The following is a 16630-nucleotide window of genomic DNA, read 5'->3' as shown; positions in this document are numbered from 1 at the left end:
GAGCGCTACCAAGCGATTTCCATCATGGCGGTGTTCAAGCCTGAGCCAACGCCCATGCACAGCACCCGATCGCCGGGGTTCAGGCTCTGTGATTCCTGTGCCAGCGTCATGGGAAGTGACGCCGGACCAACATTGCCCCACTTGGGGAACGTGATCGGCACACGATTCTTAACCAAGTTGACGGCCTTGATGATCGCATTGGTGTAAGAGTTGGAGACTTGGTGCGTCACGTAGCGGTCCATGGAACGCCAGTCCCAGCCGTCGGTGTGCGCCTCGTGCCAGGCGTCAGTGACCAATTCCAGGCCGTTGTCCAACAGGCCCTTCGTGTCGGTGTACATGCCATCGGGGCCGCCCACACACAATTCGTGGTGCTGGGTGCCTGCGCGAGATACCCCGCCAAGGATGCGGTGGCCTTCAGGGTGGAGATCGGCCGGGCCAATGACGGCCGCCGCTGCGCCGGAGCCCAACGTCAGGGTGGCAAATTCTCGGAGGTAGTCATCCCGCGTTGAGGTTTCGGCGTTGAGGCGACGGAAGGTGGTTTCCTGCGTGGCCTGAGCGTCCTCGCCGGCGACGATTAGGGCGTACTTGATCTGACCAGAATCGATCATGGTGGCGGCCAGCGACATGCCGTTGACAAAGCCCAAGCAGGCGTTGGCGACATCAAAGTTCATGGCCGAGGACGGCAAACCCAGTCCGTTGTGGACCTTGACGGCCACGGAGGGTTCGAGATTGCGGCGGGTCACGGAGGTGTTGATCAACAGCCCCACCTGGCTCGCATCGATTCCGGCTTCGGCCAAGGCCTTGGCGCCTGCTTCGATGGCGGCGTCGTCAAAGTCGGTGCCCGGCGCCCACCAGCGACGTTCTTCGACACCAGCCACACGCTCCAAGAGTCGCTTGGAGAGCTTGAGTCGCTTCAGGCTGGGGGCCAACCGGGCGTCAAAGTCGCTGGACTTGACCACGACCGGAGCCTCAATGCTGGAGACCGCAAGCAAGGCGGTGTTGTGGTGACGAAAAGTAGCGTTGCCGATCAAGAGCCAACCTTTATCTTGGGATGTTCGGTATCAAATGTCACTGAAGATGCAGTGAAAGAGCCTGGGTCAACACAGCTCCTGCCACAGGGGGCACCCGTGCTGAACAAGACGCATCCTTAACTATGCACCTTTAAGGGGTCTTCACGCACATGCACCGTGGCGCATACACGCGCCCGCGATGGGTCAGGACCCGGATGCTCGGGTCGATTTCACGGTAGATTGGCTTCTGGGAAAACATCGTGCGCAGGAGAAGAAAACAGTTTGCATTTAAAAAGTCTTTCCGTGCGCGGATTCAAGTCCTTCGCCTCGGCCACCACCTTTGAGTTTGAACCCGGCATCACCGCCGTCGTTGGACCCAACGGATCAGGCAAGTCCAATGTGGTGGACGCACTGTCGTGGGTCATGGGTGAACAAGGCGTAAAAACCCTGCGTGGCGGCAAAATGGAGGACGTGATCTTCGCCGGCACCTCGGGCCGTCCGCCGCTGGGCCGAGCCCAGGTCACGCTGACGATTGACAATGCCGACGGTGCCCTGCCGATCGAGTACGCCGAAGTCACGATCTCGCGCACGCTCTTCCGTGCCGGCGGATCCGAATACGCCATCAACGGCAACTCCTGCCGCCTGCTCGACATTCAGGAACTGCTCTCCGACTCCGGACTCGGCAAGGAGATGCATGTCATAGTCGGTCAGGGGCAATTGGATAAGGTTTTGCACGCCACGCCCGAGGACCGCCGCGGCTTCATCGAGGAAGCCGCAGGAATTCTCAAGCACCGCCGCCGTAAAGAAAAAACCCTCCGCAAACTCGATGCCATGGGTGCCAACCTCGCCCGCCTCACAGATCTGACCGGAGAGATCCGCCGTCAGCTCACACCCCTGGGCAAGCAGGCCGCCGTGGCCCGCCGCGCCCAGTCGGTCCAGTTCGACGTTCGCGACGCACGCGCCCGCCTGCTCGCCGATGACATCGTGACCCTGAGCTCCGCCGTCGCACGTGACGAGGCGGCAGAAGCTGCCCTGAAGCAGCGACGCGAGGCGGTTGAACAGCAGCTGCAGGCCGGGCGCACACGGCAGGCCGAGTTGGAGCAGGCGGCTGCGGCGGCGACCCCGCTCCTGAATGCGGCGCGCGATAACTGGTACCAGCTCGTGGCCACCCGCGATCAGCTCAAGGCGCTGGGTGTTCTGGCGGCCGAGCGGCAGCGCCATTTGGGTGCCCCGGATGCTGCCCCGGATCCCAGCCGGGATCCAGATCGGCTCGCGGAACAAGCTGCCCGGCTGCGTGCCGAGGAGGGCGAGCTGGAGTTGGCGCTGGAGGAGCGTCGTTATGGCCTCGAAACGGCCATGGAGATCAAGGAAGACGCCGAGGCTGCCGTGCGGTCCGAGGAACAGCGCGTGCGGGAGCAGTTGCGGGCCACGGCCGATCGTCGCGAGGGGCTGGCCCGGGTGGCCGGCAAGGTAGCGTCGGCGCGTTCGCGGGTGGAATCTGCCGAGGCGGAGATTGGGCGCCTGCATCAGAGCAAGGCCGCCGGTGCGGATCGACACAGCGCCGCCGCGCAGGAATTTGCCGCGCTGGAGTCTGAGCAGGCGTCTGTTGCCGCCGGCGAGGCGCAGCTCGACGCTGATCATGAGCTGGCTGCCGACGCCCTGGCCGTCCTGGATGCCAAGATTTCCACGCTGGGTGCCGAGCAGTTGGCCGCCGAGCGTGAGCATGATTCCCTGACGGCTCGACGTGACGCCCTAGCCGTTGGCTTGTTGCGCAAGGACGGCAGTGCGCATCTGCTCGAGGCTCGCCCAGATGGTGTACTGGCGTCCATGGCGACGCTGCTACAGGTGGTTCCGAGTCACGAAACCGCCATCGCCGCCGCACTCGATGCCGCGGCCGAGGGTGTTGCCGTGGCCGATCTGGCTGCCGCGATGAGGGCTGTGGAGCTCGTCAAGAAGAACGACGGCGGCCGCGTCACCTTGGTTGTTGCCGACGCCGTGGCTCGGGCTTTTGGGGACGATGCTGTCGTTGCTCGTCGGGCTGCCGCAGAGGTGGCGGCTGGCGCGGTGGCGGGGGCCGTCGTCGGACGTTCCCAGGTGCACGCGCCGGAGGAACTGAGCGCCGCACTGGATGCCCTGTTGGCCGGGGTGGTGCTCGTGCCCGATCTGGACGCGGCCCAGCAGCTCTTGGCGCTGGATGCGCAACTGACGGCCGTCACAGCGCAGGGCGATGTCATCACAGCGTTGTTCGTCAAGGGCGGTTCGGCGACGGCGCCGTCGTTGTTGGAGCTGCAGGCGGCCGTGGACGAGACCGAAACCGCGCTGCGGGCGGCCACGCTTCGTGGCGAACAGGCACGTTTTGCCGTGGCGGGATTGCGGGAACGGCGCAGTGAGCTCGCTGCCGCGGAAGCCGCGGCCAAGGCGGAGCGGCAGAAGGCTAAGGCCCGGCAGGCTGCGGCCGCCGTGCAGTTGGGTGCGCTGGGGGCGACCTTGCAATCTGCCGCGGGGGAGTCAGAACGGCATGCGCAGACGATGGCCGTGGCGCAGGAGAATTTACTGCGGGAACAGGCGGCGCTCCAGGAGATTGCCGCACGCCTGGCCACGGCGCAGGAGGCGCCGGCCGAGACCGAGCCGTCCATGGAGGAACGCGACGCGCTCGCAGCCGCCGCCGTGGCAGCACGCACCGTGGAGATGGAAACCCGGCTGCAGTTGCGCAGCACGGAGGAATCACTCACGACGGTCCGCAACCGGGCGGCAGCTTTGGAACGAGCCGCGGCAACGGAGCGGACGGCCCGGGAACAGGCCGCCCGACGCGCCAATCGGCGGCTCTTTCAGGCGAAGAAGGCTGCCGCGGTGTCACAGGCGACCGGGCACATCCTGGTCTTCGTCGCGGAGTCCATTCAACGAGCCGAACGGGTTCGGGACGAGGCCGAGGAGCAGCGCGCCACGCGTGAGGTTGAGCTCATGGCGGTTCGCAGCGTGACAGTCGAGAGCGAGAAGGAACTCGCACGGCTCACGGACACGGTGCACAAGGATGAGCTGAGCCGCGCCGCCCAGCGCTCGCGGATTGAGGTGCTAGAGAACAAGTCCATCGAGGAGCTGGGGTTGAGCGTGGACCACCTCCTGCGGGAATACGGGCCCGAGACCCTGGTGCCGCCAAGCCCTGCTGTCTCCAATGACAAGTGGGCCGCGCTGCGCATGGTGGTGGACGATGACGGTCAGGAGATTCGCGAGGGCACACCCTATGTCCGCGAGGAGCAAGAGAAACGCCTCAAGCAGGCCGAGCGGGATCTGACTGCCCTGGGCAAGGTCAACCCCTTGGCCCTGGAGGAATTTGCCGCACTCGAGGAACGCCACCAATTCCTGTCCTCGCAGCTCGAAGACCTGAAGGCTAGCCGTAAGGACCTGCTGGACATCATCAAGGAAGTCGATCAGCGCGTCGAGGAGGTCTTCACGGCCGCCTACGCCGACACGGCCGCACAATTTGAGCTTGTCTTTGGCCGGCTGTTCCCGGGAGGTGAGGGCCGTCTGGTCCTGACGGATCCGGAGAACATGCTGACCACGGGCATCGAGATCGAAGCCCGTCCCGCGGGTAAGCGCATCAAGCGCCTCTCCCTGCTCTCCGGTGGAGAGCGCTCGCTGACGGCCGTGGCGCTGCTTGTGGCGATCTTCAAGGCCCGCCCCTCACCGTTTTATGTCATGGATGAGGTGGAGGCGGCCCTGGACGATACCAACTTGGGCCGACTCATCACCTTGTTCCAGGAACTGCAGGAAACCAGCCAGCTCATCATCATCACGCACCAAAAGCGCACCATGGATGTCGCCGACGCGCTCTACGGTGTCTCGATGCGCGGCGACGGCGTCTCGGCGGTCATCAGCCAAAGGATGGACCGCTCCGACGTCCCCTGACGCTGCATCACTTTACGGCGAGATCTTTGCTGAACGCGAGGAACGGCAGGGACTCCGAGGGGACCTCGAGGTCGAACAAGGGTGTGTAGTTGGTGCTCAGGTACAGGCCCCGGGCCTCGGGCTGGCGTGGGCCCGTGGTCAGATACACGTGGGAGTAGCCCAGCTCGACGGCCTTGGCCTCGAGCTCGGCCATGACGCGGCGCGCTAAGCCGCGGCGGCGATGCTGCGAATGTGTCCAGATCCGCTTGAACTCGGCGGTGTCGGGGGAGTAGCGGCGGAACGCGCCACCGGCGATCGACACACCATTTTCCTGAATGATCAGCAAGGCGCCATCCGGAGCTTCGAAGTCCTTCGCCGGGTAGCGGTTGAGCTCGGCCTGGGCATTACCCTCGCCGAATAGATCCGCGTACCGGTGCTCATATTCCACGGCCAGCTCATCGAGCAGTGGCCGCACCCGCTCATCGCTCAGAGGCAGCGATAAGACCGTGAGTTCTGCGGTGTCCAAGGGGATGCTCATGCGTGTGTCCTTTCAGGAAATGCCGTGAGGGTGGAACGTTGGGCCACGGTGCGCAGCAGCGATCGAGCCAGAGCATCGTTGTCCCGGAACGGGGCCGCGTTACTGTTGGGCCGGGCAAATGCCCCGGAGGCCCAGGCCGAGGTTCCCGGCCCCACGGCGAACACCGTAGGGGCTGCCTCGCCGCGCGAATCCACGAGTTGATGGAGTTCGGTGACCAATAATTTCCCCGTGGACACTGTACCGTCGGCGGTGAGCAACTGCTGCTCCGAGCCGCTACCGCTGTCGTGCAGGCGAGCCAGAACCGGGTTGGCCGAGTGGGCCACGGTAGGTGCCGGCAAGCGCGCCTCGATGAACGCGGAAGCCGTCACTGAGCTGGCACCGTGAGCGGCCGTGGCGTGGAACCAGCCGCTGGATTCCTCCGCGGTCACCTGCAAGCCCGGGCCGAGGAACTCCAACAAGCCGGCCCGATGGAGGGCCAGGAGCTGCCGCAAACGGTGCGGCGGCGGACCGGAGTCCACAAAGCTAAAGAAGCCATGCCACCACCCGTGCACGGCGGCATGCGATTCCGCGCTCAACCGTTCGGCTGGCACGATCGCGGCCACATCCATATACGCGCGCAGTAGTCCCAAGAACAACGCCAAGGTTTCCGGATGGTCCGCTCCGTCGCGCTGGAGCAGGTCCTCGGCAATATGGGTGGCGACGGCGTCGGCCACGGATCCACGCTCGCCGAAGTCCAGCCCTGTCAGGGGATGATCCAGCCGTTCAAAGTCTAGGTGCAGCGCCGCATCTGGCACCGCGGCGGTGACGAGTGCCGCCCGCTCGGGGCTGTACCAGTCGAGGCGCGCAAAGGCCGTGGAGAACTCGCTCCAGTCCATGCGTGCTCGCTCCGGGCTGCCCGTGAAGAGCTCCTGGTAGTACGCGTGGGCCGTGTCCTTGGCGATGTGCGGCCACAACTGCGACCGGAAATCGAGCTCACTGTGCTCGGCCAGCAGCCGCTGCACCGCCTCGGCCGTGAAAAACTGGGCCGCCCCGGGCGCCGCACCCCGCAGGGTGGCGGAGATTTTCGAATGAAACGGCACACCGCGACGCGAGCCGGCCCACAGCCGTGGCTCGCGGCCCGAAGGCACATAGTCAAGTTCGCCGTCGGGCCTCTGCACAAAACGACCGCCGCGCCCCTCCATGAGCAACACCGTCAGGTCAACAAACGCCAGCCCCATGCCCGAGACAATGACATCCTGGCCCGGCACAATCGCGGAATAGTCAACATCGGTGGTGTACGCCGGGGCGGCATGGAAGCCACCGTGGCGGGCGGCAAAGTCCGCAAAGTGCGCCGACGCCCCGTGAACCGTGGAGTCCGTGTGGCCCAGGGCCAGTACGACGGCGCTCGCCTGAAGTTCCGCTCCTCCCGCGAGCCGGACCGTGTGCCCACCCTCCGCCCGATTGACCACCTCTAAGGCCGTATCCCGGTGGACGGTCACGGTGGCAAGGGGCGCCAGCGTGGCCACGGCGCGACGAAAGAACCACTCGAGGTAAGCGCTGTTGAGCTGTCGGGTGGGGAAGGAGGCCCGCGTCAGGGTGGCGGCCTGCTCGGCAAGATGCGGTGGCAGGGTCGGTGCGTCTTCCAGGGTGCCGGCGGTGAGTGCTGCAGCCCAGTGGGCCAGATCTGGTCCCTCAACCGTGGGGCCAAGGCATCTGACGGAGGCGTCGCTAAACATGGTCACGTCCCCGGCCATGGAGTTGAGCATGAGCTGCGGATCTTGCTCAAAACGCCAGATCCGGCCAGAGCCCGCCGCGAAGGGTTCCACGACGTGAATGTCCAGGGGAGCCGCGAGCAGTTCGGGCGCATTGGCGCCGAGGCGTTCCAAGAGACCCGCGGTACGCGGGCCGCCGCCGATGAAGACGAGGTTCTGGGCAGACATAGGGGCTCCTGACCGGTGCCGCACGGGAGCCCGCGAAGCAGTTCTAAGAATGGGTGATGAGCTCATGCTAGGTCGCCGCCCGGGGCCGAAAAAAGGACGCGGTCACGCCACTTCACCGCCGTTCACGAAGCGTCACGTGCGGGTCACGCAACGACATATGACGCCCTGCGTCCCATCGTGAAGCCGTGCAACGAAGCCCTTGGAAACGGTTGCAGGCGCCGCCTAGATTTGCAGTCATCGAAGCACAACAACCACAACAAAGAATCGAGGTGGCGCAATGAGCACCGCACCGACCGAGCTGGCCCCATCGGCCACCGAGACGAACGAATCTTCCCCGGACCCACAGGCCGTTGCGAGCCCTGCAGGACCTCACGGCTCCAGTGTGCCCCCGGCTTCCGTGCCTCCCACACCGGGTGCCGCACGGGCCGTGGCCGACTATTCGGGCTACAAGGTGGTTGCGGCCAAGCATCCCTGGCGCTGGGTGGGCACCATTGTGGTGGCCTTGGGCGTTGTGGCGATCCTGTTCTCGCTCGCGACGAACCCGCGTTGGGAATGGGACGTGGTGGCGCAGTGGTTCACGGCCGAGTCCGTGATCCGCGGGCTGGGCGAGACGCTCAAGCTGACGGTCATCTCCGGCGTCCTGGGCTTTGTGCTCGGCTTCATCCTCGCGCTCATGCGGCTCTCGGCCTCGCCACTTCTGGTCTCGGTCTCCTGGACGTTCTCCTGGATCTTCCGCTCCACACCACTGCTGGTGCAGATGCTGCTTTGGTACAACCTGGGGTACCTGTACGAAAAGATCAGCCTCGGCATTCCCTTTACGAGTGTGCAGTTCTTCGAGGTCCAGACCACGACCCTCATCAGTCAATTTGCCGCAGCCATCCTGGGCCTGACCTTGAACCAGGCGGCCTACTCGGCGGAGATCATCCGCGGCGGCATCCTCTCGGTGGATCAGGGCCAGCTCGAGGCCGCCTCGGCCCTGGGTATTCCGGCCTGGCGTCGCTCCACCCGGATCGTGCTGCCGCAGGCCATGCGCTCCATTCTGCCCACGGCATTCAACGAGATCATCGGCCTGGTCAAGGGCACCTCGATTGTGTACGTGCTGGCCTACTCGGAACTGTTCTACACCGTGCAAGTCATATACAACCGCACCCAACAGGTGCTGCCGCTGCTGCTCGTGGCCACGCTCTGGTACATCGTGATCACCTCCGTGCTGAGCGTTTTCCAGTACTACATCGAACGCCACTTCGCCAAGGGCGCCGTGCGCACCCTGCCGCAGACACCCCTGCAGAAAGCCAAGAAGTTCTTCACCCTCCGCACCACCGCTAAGGATCTGCGATGACCATCACCGAAACCCTCGCCCCAGCACAGACCCGCGGGCTCGTGGAGATCACCGAGGTGCACAAGAGCTTTGGTGCCCTGCATGTCCTCAGGGGTGTGTCCCTGACGGTGGAGCCCGGAGCAGTCACCGCGATCCTTGGCCCGTCCGGCTCGGGAAAGTCCACTCTGCTGCGCACCATCAACCACCTTGAGAAGGTCGACTCGGGCTATGTCGCAATCGACGGCTCCCTCGTGGGATACAAGAAGCGCGGCAACAGCCTGCATGAGCTGCGCGAGAAAGACATTCTCAAGCAACGCACCGAGATTGGGATGGTGTTTCAAAACTTCAACCTCTTCGGCCACCTCACGGCGTTAGAAAACGTCGTCGAGGCACCGGTGGTGGCGCAGGGAAAGACCAAGGCGCAGGCCCGCCGTCGTGGTCTGGAATTACTGGAGCGAGTAGGACTCAAGGACAAGGCCCATGCTTACCCGCGACAACTCTCCGGCGGGCAACAACAGCGCGTGGCGATCGCCCGGGCGCTGGCCCTGGACCCCAAGATCCTGCTCTTTGACGAACCCACGAGCGCGCTCGACCCCGAACTGGTCAACGAGGTCCTGGACGTCATCCGCGAACTCGCCACCTCCGGCACCACCTTGATCATCGTCACGCACGAGATGGGCTTCGCCCGCGATGTGGCCGACACCGTGGTCTTCATGGACCAGGGGCAGATCGTGGAAAGCGGCACCCCGGCGGAACTCTTCGCCAACCCCCATGAAGCGCGCACCAAAGCCTTCTTCTCCAAAATCATCGAACCAGCCTTCAATATCTAAGGAACACCCACATGTCACAGTCCTCCGCACCCCGGAACTCACGCCTTCGCAGCCTTGCTGTACTCCCCGCCGTCGTTCTTGCCGGGATGAGCGTGCTGACAGGCTGCTCCGACCCCGGTGCACAGGCCGCCACAGGTGAGCAGAGCCCGGCCGCCGCCAACGGAGTGGTGTACAACAGCTCACCGGAGCAAAACCGCATCAGGGCTGAGAAGGATCCGGCGCTCGCAGCCAAGGTCCCGGCCGCCATCGCCAAGGATGGCAAGCTCACGGTGGGCACCACGGCAGGGTCCGTGCCGCTGAGCTTCCACGCCACGGATAACAAGACCCCCATTGGTTCAGAGCTTGACCTGGCCCAGCTCGTGGCCGACAAGCTGGGCCTGGACCTCGATGTCCAGGTCACGGCGTGGGAGAACTGGCCACTGAAAACCCAATCGGGGGACCTGGAGGCGGTGTTCTCCAATGTGGGGATCAACGCCGAGCGGGTGAAACTTTTTGACTTCTCCACCTATAGGGCGGCCTACATGGGCTTCGAGGCCAAGAAAACCTCCAGCTATGACATCAAGAGTTCGGCCGACATCTCCGGGCTCAAGATCTCGGTCGGCTCCGGCACTAACCAGGAAAAGATCCTGCTGGCGTGGAATAAGGAACTTGAGGCCGCCGGAAAGGCGCCCGCCGAGTTGCAGTACTACTCCTCAGACGCCGACACCATCCTGGCGCTGGGCTCTGGACGCACCGACGTCAACATCACCCCGTACCCGTCGGCCGTGTACCGAGCCAACACGCGGGATGACCTGAAGATCGTGGGCAAGGTCAATGCCGGCTGGCCCAATGAAACCCTCGTCGCCGCGACAACGCTCAAGGACAACGGACTGGCTCCGGCCATTACCGACGCACTCAACGCCGTCATCAAGGACGGATCCTACGGAGAGGTCCTCGCCCGCTGGGGTCTGAGCGAGGAAGCCCTCCCGGCCTCCGAAACCATCACGGCCAGCAACTATGTAGGGGGCAGCAAATGAGCTTCGCGACCGAGTGGGAGGACTGGCATAACGCCCATGAGAAACTCCGCAGCGATCCGCACGGCTTCCTCGCCGTGACAGATCTGCACTGGCTCACCTCCGAGGCCACGGCGCTCGCCGGGGCTCCCGGCCAGTGGTACCTCAAGGACGACGCCGTACACCTCACCTTGCCTGCCAGCGAAAGCCTGCTGCGCGACGGGGTAGAGCTCAACACGCCAGAGAACCTGAACACCGAGGGGGAACTCGTCTTTGGCCCCATCGCCGAACGCGACGGCATCAACCTCGGCTACGGCACCACCATCCTTGAGCTCGCCAAGAGGGGAGGAGAGTACCTCCTCCGTCCACGGAATCCCGAGAACGCCCTGCTGCGCAACTATCACGGCACACCGGCCTACCGCCCCAACCCGGCGTTTGCGCTCGCAGCCCACTACGTTCCCTTCCGGCGACCCCGCGAGGTCACGGTGGGAGCCGCCGTCGAGGGTATCTCGCATGTGTACCAGGCACCGGGGCAGCTGAGCTTCAGCCTCGCGGGCCAGAGGCACGAGCTCACGGTGTTCAACGGGGCAGCTCCGGGAACGTTCCAGGTCTTGTTTACGGATGCCACCTCGGGGAAGACCACCTATGCGGCTAACCGTTCCTTGAACTTTGCCGCTCCCGCGGATGGCGGCGCCGTGACGGCCGACTTCAACCGGGCCGTGAATCTGCCCTGCGCCTACACGGATCTGGCCACCTGCCCGCTCCCGCCCGCCGAAAATCATCTGCCCGTGGCCATTGCCGCCGGCGAAAAGATCCCCTTTGAACGAGAGGCACGTCCATGAGCACCGCAGATCATCCCCGAACAGGCTTCCTAGCCTTAGAGCTCGACGGCGACGGGGCCCACCCGGCTGCCTGGCGCGCCGCCCGCCATGCCCCCACCGAACTCTTGAGCGGTGTGCGCATCCGCTCCACCGTGCTGGCGGCAGAATCGGCCGGCTTCCATGTGGCCACCTTTTCCGATGGCCCGGTGGGACCTGCTGGCTCGGACATTGCCGCCCGGCTCGACGCCGTGCAGCGGGCCGCCTTTGCCGGGCCCATCACCCGCAGCATCATCCTGGTGCCCGAGGTCGACACGGTGTTCACCGAGCCCTTCCATGTCGCGACCCAGCTCGCGAGCCTTGACTATGTGACAGCTGGCCGGGCCGGATGGCTCGTCGCGGCCAGCGGCAGTGAAGGCGAGGGAGCCGCCGTCGGACGTTCCGCAGTGGCAGGGGCCGGACGCGCGGCGGAGGCTGCGGCCGCAGTTGAGGTGAGCCGTCGGCTATGGGACAGCTGGGAGGATGACGCCGTGATCCGCGACGTGGACTCCGGACGGTACCTGGATGTGGACAAGCTGCACTATGCCGATTTTGAGACGGACCCCGATTTTCCCGGCGAGGGGTATTCCGTCAAAGGTCCGGCCATCATTCCGCGTCCCTTGCAGGGGCAGCTGCCTGTGGTAGCCCCGGCCGAATTGCTCGCTGACGGGCTGGCCGTGGGCTCTCCCGACTCCGGGGTGGACGCCGTGTTGGTGACCGCGCCGTCGCTAGAGGAGCTCGGCGAGGCTGTTGCCCAGGTGCGCTCACGCGGGGCCGTGTCCGTCATCGCCGAGCTGGACGTGGTGCTCGATGCCCGTGGTCAGCGTGCCAAGGAGCGTTTGGCCCAGTTGGACGCGCAGACGCCGTGGCCCAGCAACCGCAGCCGCTATGTGGGGGACGCGGCCGGCCTCGTGGATTTCTTGAGTGAGCTGTTGGCCACGGCCGACGGCGTGCGGCTGCACCCCGCCGTACTAGACGTGGAGCTCGACGAGCTCTCCCGCCTCGTGCTGCCCGAGCTGCGCCGCCGCGGCGTGCTCGCTCCCAGCACGCCCGAGACCACGTTCCGCGCCCTCCTGGGGCTGGGACAGGCCACCAATCGCTACGCAACCGCTGGACACTAAGGAATCGCCATGAGTGAAAATACAGACATCGGCCACGGCTTTGTCCCCAGCGGACAGCTGCAATTAGGCGTCTTCTTCCAGGGCGTCAACTCCGGAACCGTATGGAAGGCGCCCGAATCAGGCTCCCAAACGGACTTTGAATCATTCAGGCAGCTGGCGCAGACGGCAGAGCGCGGGCTCTTTGCCGCGTTCTTCCTCGGTGAGGGCCTGCGGCTGCGCGAACATCAGGGCCGCCCGCACGCCCTAGATGTCGCGGGACGTCCGGATGCGCAAACCATGTTGGCCGCGCTGGCCGCCGTGACCAACAAGATCGGCCTCGTGGCCACGCAAAACACCACCTACAACGATCCCGCGCATCTGGCCCACCGGCTCGCCAGCTTGGATCTGATCTCTGGTGGCCGGGCCGCCTGGAACGTGGTGACAACCGATAACGCGTGGACGGGTGCGAACTTCCGCCGCGGCGGCTATCTGGATCATGCCGATCGTTATGTCCACGCCGAGGCCTTCGTTCAGACGGCCAAGCGGATCTGGGATAGCTGGGAGGCCGAGGCCATCTCGGCCTCGGAAACCGCGGCCACCTGGTCTGCCCCGGACTCGATCCGGCCGGTCCAGCACACAGGCGCGCACTACACCGTGGACTATGAGCCGCGCCTGCCACGCACCGCCCAGCACCGCCCTGTGCTGTTCCAGGCCGGCGATTCGCCAGAGGGTCGCGACTTTGCCGCCCGCCAGGCCGATGTCATCTTCTCCGCACATCCTGGGCTCGACGCCGCGCTAATCTTCCGTCGCGACATCGTGGCCCGCACCGTGGCCGCCGGTCGCGGCGCGAACGAGGTGCAGATCATGCCAGCGAGCGAATTCATCCTGGCCGCGACCCCGCAGGAGGCCCGGGAAAAGCAGGCCTGGGTGCGCAGCCTGCAGATCGGCCCCGAGCAAGCCATCGCCTACCTCGAGCAGTTCTGGGGCAGGGAGCTCTCCGGCTATGATCCCGACGGCCCGCTGCCGGACATCGATCCCGTCGTGGAGGAGACCTCCGAGACCCGGGGGAGCGGCTTCCATGGTGCCAAGGCTCGCCAATTAGCGGATCAGTGGCGCGCCGAGGCCCTGGATAAGGGCCTGTCGATCCGGCAATTTGTCTCGGGCAAGACGAGCCGCGCCGACGCCACCTTCTCGGGTTCCTACACGGAGATCGCGGATCTGCTGGCCCGCTATGCCGCCGTGGGAGCCGTGGATGGCTTCAACATCTCACCCTGGCTCATTCCCACGGGGCTGGACGACATCGTCAACCACCTCGTGCCCGAATTACAGGCCCGTGGCGTCTACCCCACCGACTATGTGGGCACCACGCTGCGTGAGCACCTGGGCCTGCCACTTCCGCAGCGTGCCGAGTCCTCGGCAACGCTTTCGCACGCCTAGCAACCGCTTCCGCTGCTATTTCTTAGCCGACGACGGCGGGAGCCCACCTTTTCCCAAAAGGTGAGCTCCCGCCGTCGTTCTTGTCTGACCCCGTGGTCAGTTGGCAGATAATGCCCCTTCACCCGAGGTGAAGGGGCATTATCTGCCAGGTCAACCCGCCGTGAGGCTGTGCCGTGACCTTAGCTGGCGGGCAGACCCGGCGGGTTCAGCTCCGACTTCTCCACCGCCTCGCTGGAGAGACCCCACTTGGCCAGAACCTTGGCGTAGCTGCCATCGGCAATCAGGTGGTTCAGCCCGGCCTGGGCGGCCACAGCGAAACCGTTGCCCTTCTCGGTCGTGACGGCGATGCGGGCACTCAGCGGCCAGCCGCCGTCGACCGTTCCCACCAGCTTGGACTTGCCGTCCGTGGCGGCCTTGTACGCGCCGGTCGGATTGGGGCCGAAGGTCAGATCGGCGCGTCCTGACTGGAGGGCCAGGGTAGAGGCGGAATCGTCGTCGTAATACTGGAATTCCACCGGAGCCAGACCCTGCGCCACGTTTTCCTTATTCCAGGCGAGCAGGATGGACTCCTGGTTGGTGCCGGAGCCCACGATGATCTTCTTGCCGGCCACATCGGGCGCCGATGTCACACTCGTGATGGGGCTGTCGGTGAGGGCGTAGAAGCCGAGCTGGTCCTCGCGATAGGTGGCGAAGTCAAACTTGAGTTTGCGTTCCTCGGTGACCGTGACATTCGTGATGGCGGCCTCGTATTTGCCCGAGCCCACGCCCAACGGCCAATCGGCCCAGGCAACGGGGACGATCTCGGCCTCCAGATCCAGTGATTGGGCCAGGGCGATGGCGATGTCCACCTCATTGCCGATGGGCGTCTTGTTGTCCGTGGCGAACAAGCCCAGCGGGGCCGTGCCGAGTGCCACGGCCACCGTGAGCTTGCCGTCCTTTTTGATGGTCTCGGGGACCAGCGCTGCGGCCGCGGGGTCCGCCGTAACCGGCACCCGGTCCTGCTGCGGGGAGAGGTTGAAGGCGGTGGCTCCGGCAGTGCCCGGTGCGGCATTGGCGCCCGGGTCAGAGCAGGCGGCTAAGCCAAGGAGCGCGCTGGCGGCAACGGCGAGGGATAAGGCCTTGTGCGTGATGGGGTGATTCATGATTTCCTCTGCGAACGGGTCGTTGATACGGGTGGTGAGCACCACTCTGCAGCAGCGGGCGCGGCGGGTTCAAGAAGCAGGAAACGCACCGATATCTGGGTTCATGGCACGACGTGCGGCGTCGTATCGTGACATGGAGGCGCCCTGCGAAAAGCCCGGAATGGCGGGATTTTCACCCAGCGAGGCCCGGCAATATTACGGTTTACAACTCGGCGCCGTGGGCCGTGTGAAACGCTCTAGAACGACGCCGTGAACAGTTCCCGCCGGAGACCACCACCTCCGGCCATTGTCCGAACACCACAGAAGAGACATCATGAGCAACCTTGACACCTCGCACCCCGCTTTCACCCCCACCGGTCAGCTGCACTTCGGGGTCAATGTGCTGGGCCCGGCCGCGGAGCTGAGCTTTGACGAGCTGCGCACCATTGCCCAAACCGCCGAGCGTGGCCTGTTCTCGCTGCTGACCCTGGACGAGCGCTACTGGCTGCGCTCCGATCCGGGAACCGTGGCCGCGACGGATCCGGCCGGCAGCAACGACGTCACCACCCTGCTCTCCGCGCTGACCGCTGTGACCTCCCACATCGGCGTGGTCGTCGCGGCGGCCCCGGACTATGACGAGCCCGGCGATCTGACCGCCCGCATCGCCTCCCTGGACCAACTCTCCGGAGGCCGGGCCGCGTGGCACATCCTGGCCGACGGGGCCGTCTATGGCGAATCGCCTCTGGAGCAGGACGCGGGCGAGCCGTCAGGCCGGCACGCGCTCATCGCGGCCACCCAGCGCGCCTGGTCCACTCCGCAGGAGACGGAGCCGCCGGGGCCCGTGGAAACACTGGGTGCCTTTGAGCGCGACGGCCAGCTCTACAGTGTGGGCCTTGGCGCGCTGCGGCAGCCCGTGACACGTCGTGGTCCGGTCGTGATGCACGACGCCGGATCCCCTCACGACAGTGCCACGGCAGCCGCCTATGCCGAGGTGATCCTCACGCCGCCGGCCAGCCTCGAGGAGGCCCTCGCCGTGCGACGCACCCTCTCCGCCAGTATCCAGGCCGCCGGGCGCAGCGCCGATCACGTGAGGATCCTGCAGGCCGCGACGTTCATCCTGGCCCCCACCCACGAGGAAGCCGTGGAGAAGGAGCTGTGGATGAGGGAGCAATTGCCCGAGTCGGTCCTGGACGCCAAGGCGTTCGTGGGCTCCTATCGCGCGGTGGCCGAGCAGTTGCTGGACTTCTCCCGCACCGGCGCCGTGGATGGTTTCATGGTCATGCCGTGGCTCTTCGAGGACGAGCTGACCGGGATCGTCAATCACCTGATCCCGGAACTCCAGCGCCGCGGGGCGTACCCGCTGGACTACACCGCCAGCACCCTGCGCGGCCATCTCGCCCTGCCGCAACGCCTCCCCGGCACGGCCACGGACGCTCGGCACACGCTGCCCGTCATCGAGGTGGGCGAGCTTGAGGACGTCCGCCTCGACCTGGACCTGCGCATGGAATTGATCGTGCAAAAGCTGCAGCTTTAGCGGCCGATTGTTACGCCGCACCACGCCATGTTGAGCGCTGTTGAGCCGTGTTGCCTGGCGTTGCAGAACCCTTGAATCGCCCCACGCCA

General features: G+C 65.4%; 12 protein-coding genes. 8 read left to right on the top strand and 4 right to left on the bottom strand.

The window, feature by feature from the left end; all coding sequences use genetic code 11:
* Positions 1-5: 5 nt before the first annotated feature.
* A complete protein-coding gene (locus CVS30_RS12430) occupies positions 6-1031 on the bottom strand; it encodes a 3-oxoacyl-ACP synthase III (RefSeq protein ID WP_110485652.1) in 1026 nt (341 codons plus the stop codon).
* A gap of 261 nt (positions 1032-1292) precedes the next feature.
* Between CVS30_RS12430 and smc the strand changes: the two genes are divergently transcribed.
* Positions 1293-4916 carry a chromosome segregation protein SMC gene (gene smc / locus CVS30_RS12425; protein ID WP_110485651.1) on the top strand — a complete coding sequence of 1208 codons (3624 nt, stop codon included), beginning with the start codon at positions 1293-1295 and terminating at the stop codon, positions 4914-4916.
* Between the two features lie 7 nt (positions 4917-4923).
* On the opposite strand, the gene CVS30_RS12420 is transcribed toward smc, so the two are convergent.
* Positions 4924-5433 carry a GNAT family N-acetyltransferase gene (locus tag CVS30_RS12420; RefSeq protein WP_110485650.1) on the bottom strand — a complete coding sequence of 170 codons (510 nt, stop codon included), beginning with the start codon at positions 5431-5433 and terminating at the stop codon, positions 4924-4926.
* Complete coding sequence (locus tag CVS30_RS12415) at positions 5430-7352, bottom strand: FAD/NAD(P)-binding protein (protein WP_110485649.1); 1923 nt, start codon at positions 7350-7352, stop codon at positions 5430-5432. The genes CVS30_RS12420 and CVS30_RS12415 overlap by 4 nt, the downstream gene beginning before the upstream one ends.
* 277 nt (positions 7353-7629) lie before the next feature.
* On the opposite strand from CVS30_RS12415, the gene CVS30_RS12410 reads away from it, so the two are divergent.
* Genes CVS30_RS12410 through CVS30_RS12385 form a run of 6 tightly spaced genes read left to right on the top strand, consistent with a single transcriptional unit; the run spans position 7630 to position 13886 of the window.
* Positions 7630-8691, top strand: coding sequence for an amino acid ABC transporter permease (locus tag CVS30_RS12410; RefSeq protein WP_245934584.1), 1062 nt, complete (start codon positions 7630-7632; stop codon positions 8689-8691).
* Positions 8688-9500: an amino acid ABC transporter ATP-binding protein gene (locus CVS30_RS12405; protein ID WP_110485648.1), complete on the top strand. Its 813-nt coding sequence runs from the start codon at positions 8688-8690 to the stop codon at positions 9498-9500. The genes CVS30_RS12410 and CVS30_RS12405 overlap by 4 nt, the downstream gene beginning before the upstream one ends.
* Positions 9501-9511: 11 nt before the next feature.
* Positions 9512-10516 (top strand): ABC transporter substrate-binding protein, encoded by a 1005-nt coding sequence (locus CVS30_RS12400; protein ID WP_110485647.1) that lies wholly within the window; start codon positions 9512-9514, stop codon positions 10514-10516.
* Positions 10513-11334: a DUF1684 domain-containing protein gene (locus CVS30_RS12395; protein ID WP_110485646.1), complete on the top strand. Its 822-nt coding sequence runs from the start codon at positions 10513-10515 to the stop codon at positions 11332-11334. Before CVS30_RS12400 ends, CVS30_RS12395 begins: the two co-directional genes overlap by 4 nt.
* The gene (locus tag CVS30_RS12390; RefSeq protein ID WP_110485645.1) at positions 11331-12470 is read left to right on the top strand and encodes an LLM class flavin-dependent oxidoreductase; all 1140 of its coding nucleotides are present in this window, start codon (positions 11331-11333) and stop codon (positions 12468-12470) included. Before CVS30_RS12395 ends, CVS30_RS12390 begins: the two co-directional genes overlap by 4 nt.
* 9 nt (positions 12471-12479) lie before the next feature.
* A complete protein-coding gene (locus tag CVS30_RS12385) occupies positions 12480-13886 on the top strand; it encodes an NtaA/DmoA family FMN-dependent monooxygenase (protein ID WP_110485644.1) in 1407 nt (468 codons plus the stop codon).
* Positions 13887-14065: 179 nt separating this feature from the next.
* Here CVS30_RS12385 and CVS30_RS12380 read toward each other — a convergent pair whose 3' ends face one another.
* Positions 14066-15028, bottom strand: a complete 963-nt coding sequence (locus CVS30_RS12380; protein WP_110485690.1) for an ABC transporter substrate-binding protein — start codon at positions 15026-15028, stop codon at positions 14066-14068.
* A gap of 313 nt (positions 15029-15341) precedes the next feature.
* On the opposite strand from CVS30_RS12380, the gene CVS30_RS12375 reads away from it, so the two are divergent.
* Positions 15342-16541 carry an LLM class flavin-dependent oxidoreductase gene (locus CVS30_RS12375; protein ID WP_110485643.1) on the top strand — a complete coding sequence of 400 codons (1200 nt, stop codon included), beginning with the start codon at positions 15342-15344 and terminating at the stop codon, positions 16539-16541.
* Positions 16542-16630 lie beyond the last annotated feature (89 nt).

The organism is Arthrobacter psychrolactophilus, assembly GCF_003219795.1.
In the GTDB taxonomy this organism is placed as follows: Bacteria; Actinomycetota; Actinomycetes; order Actinomycetales; family Micrococcaceae; genus Specibacter; species Specibacter psychrolactophilus.
This window is presented reverse-complemented; position numbering and strand designations above follow the sequence as displayed.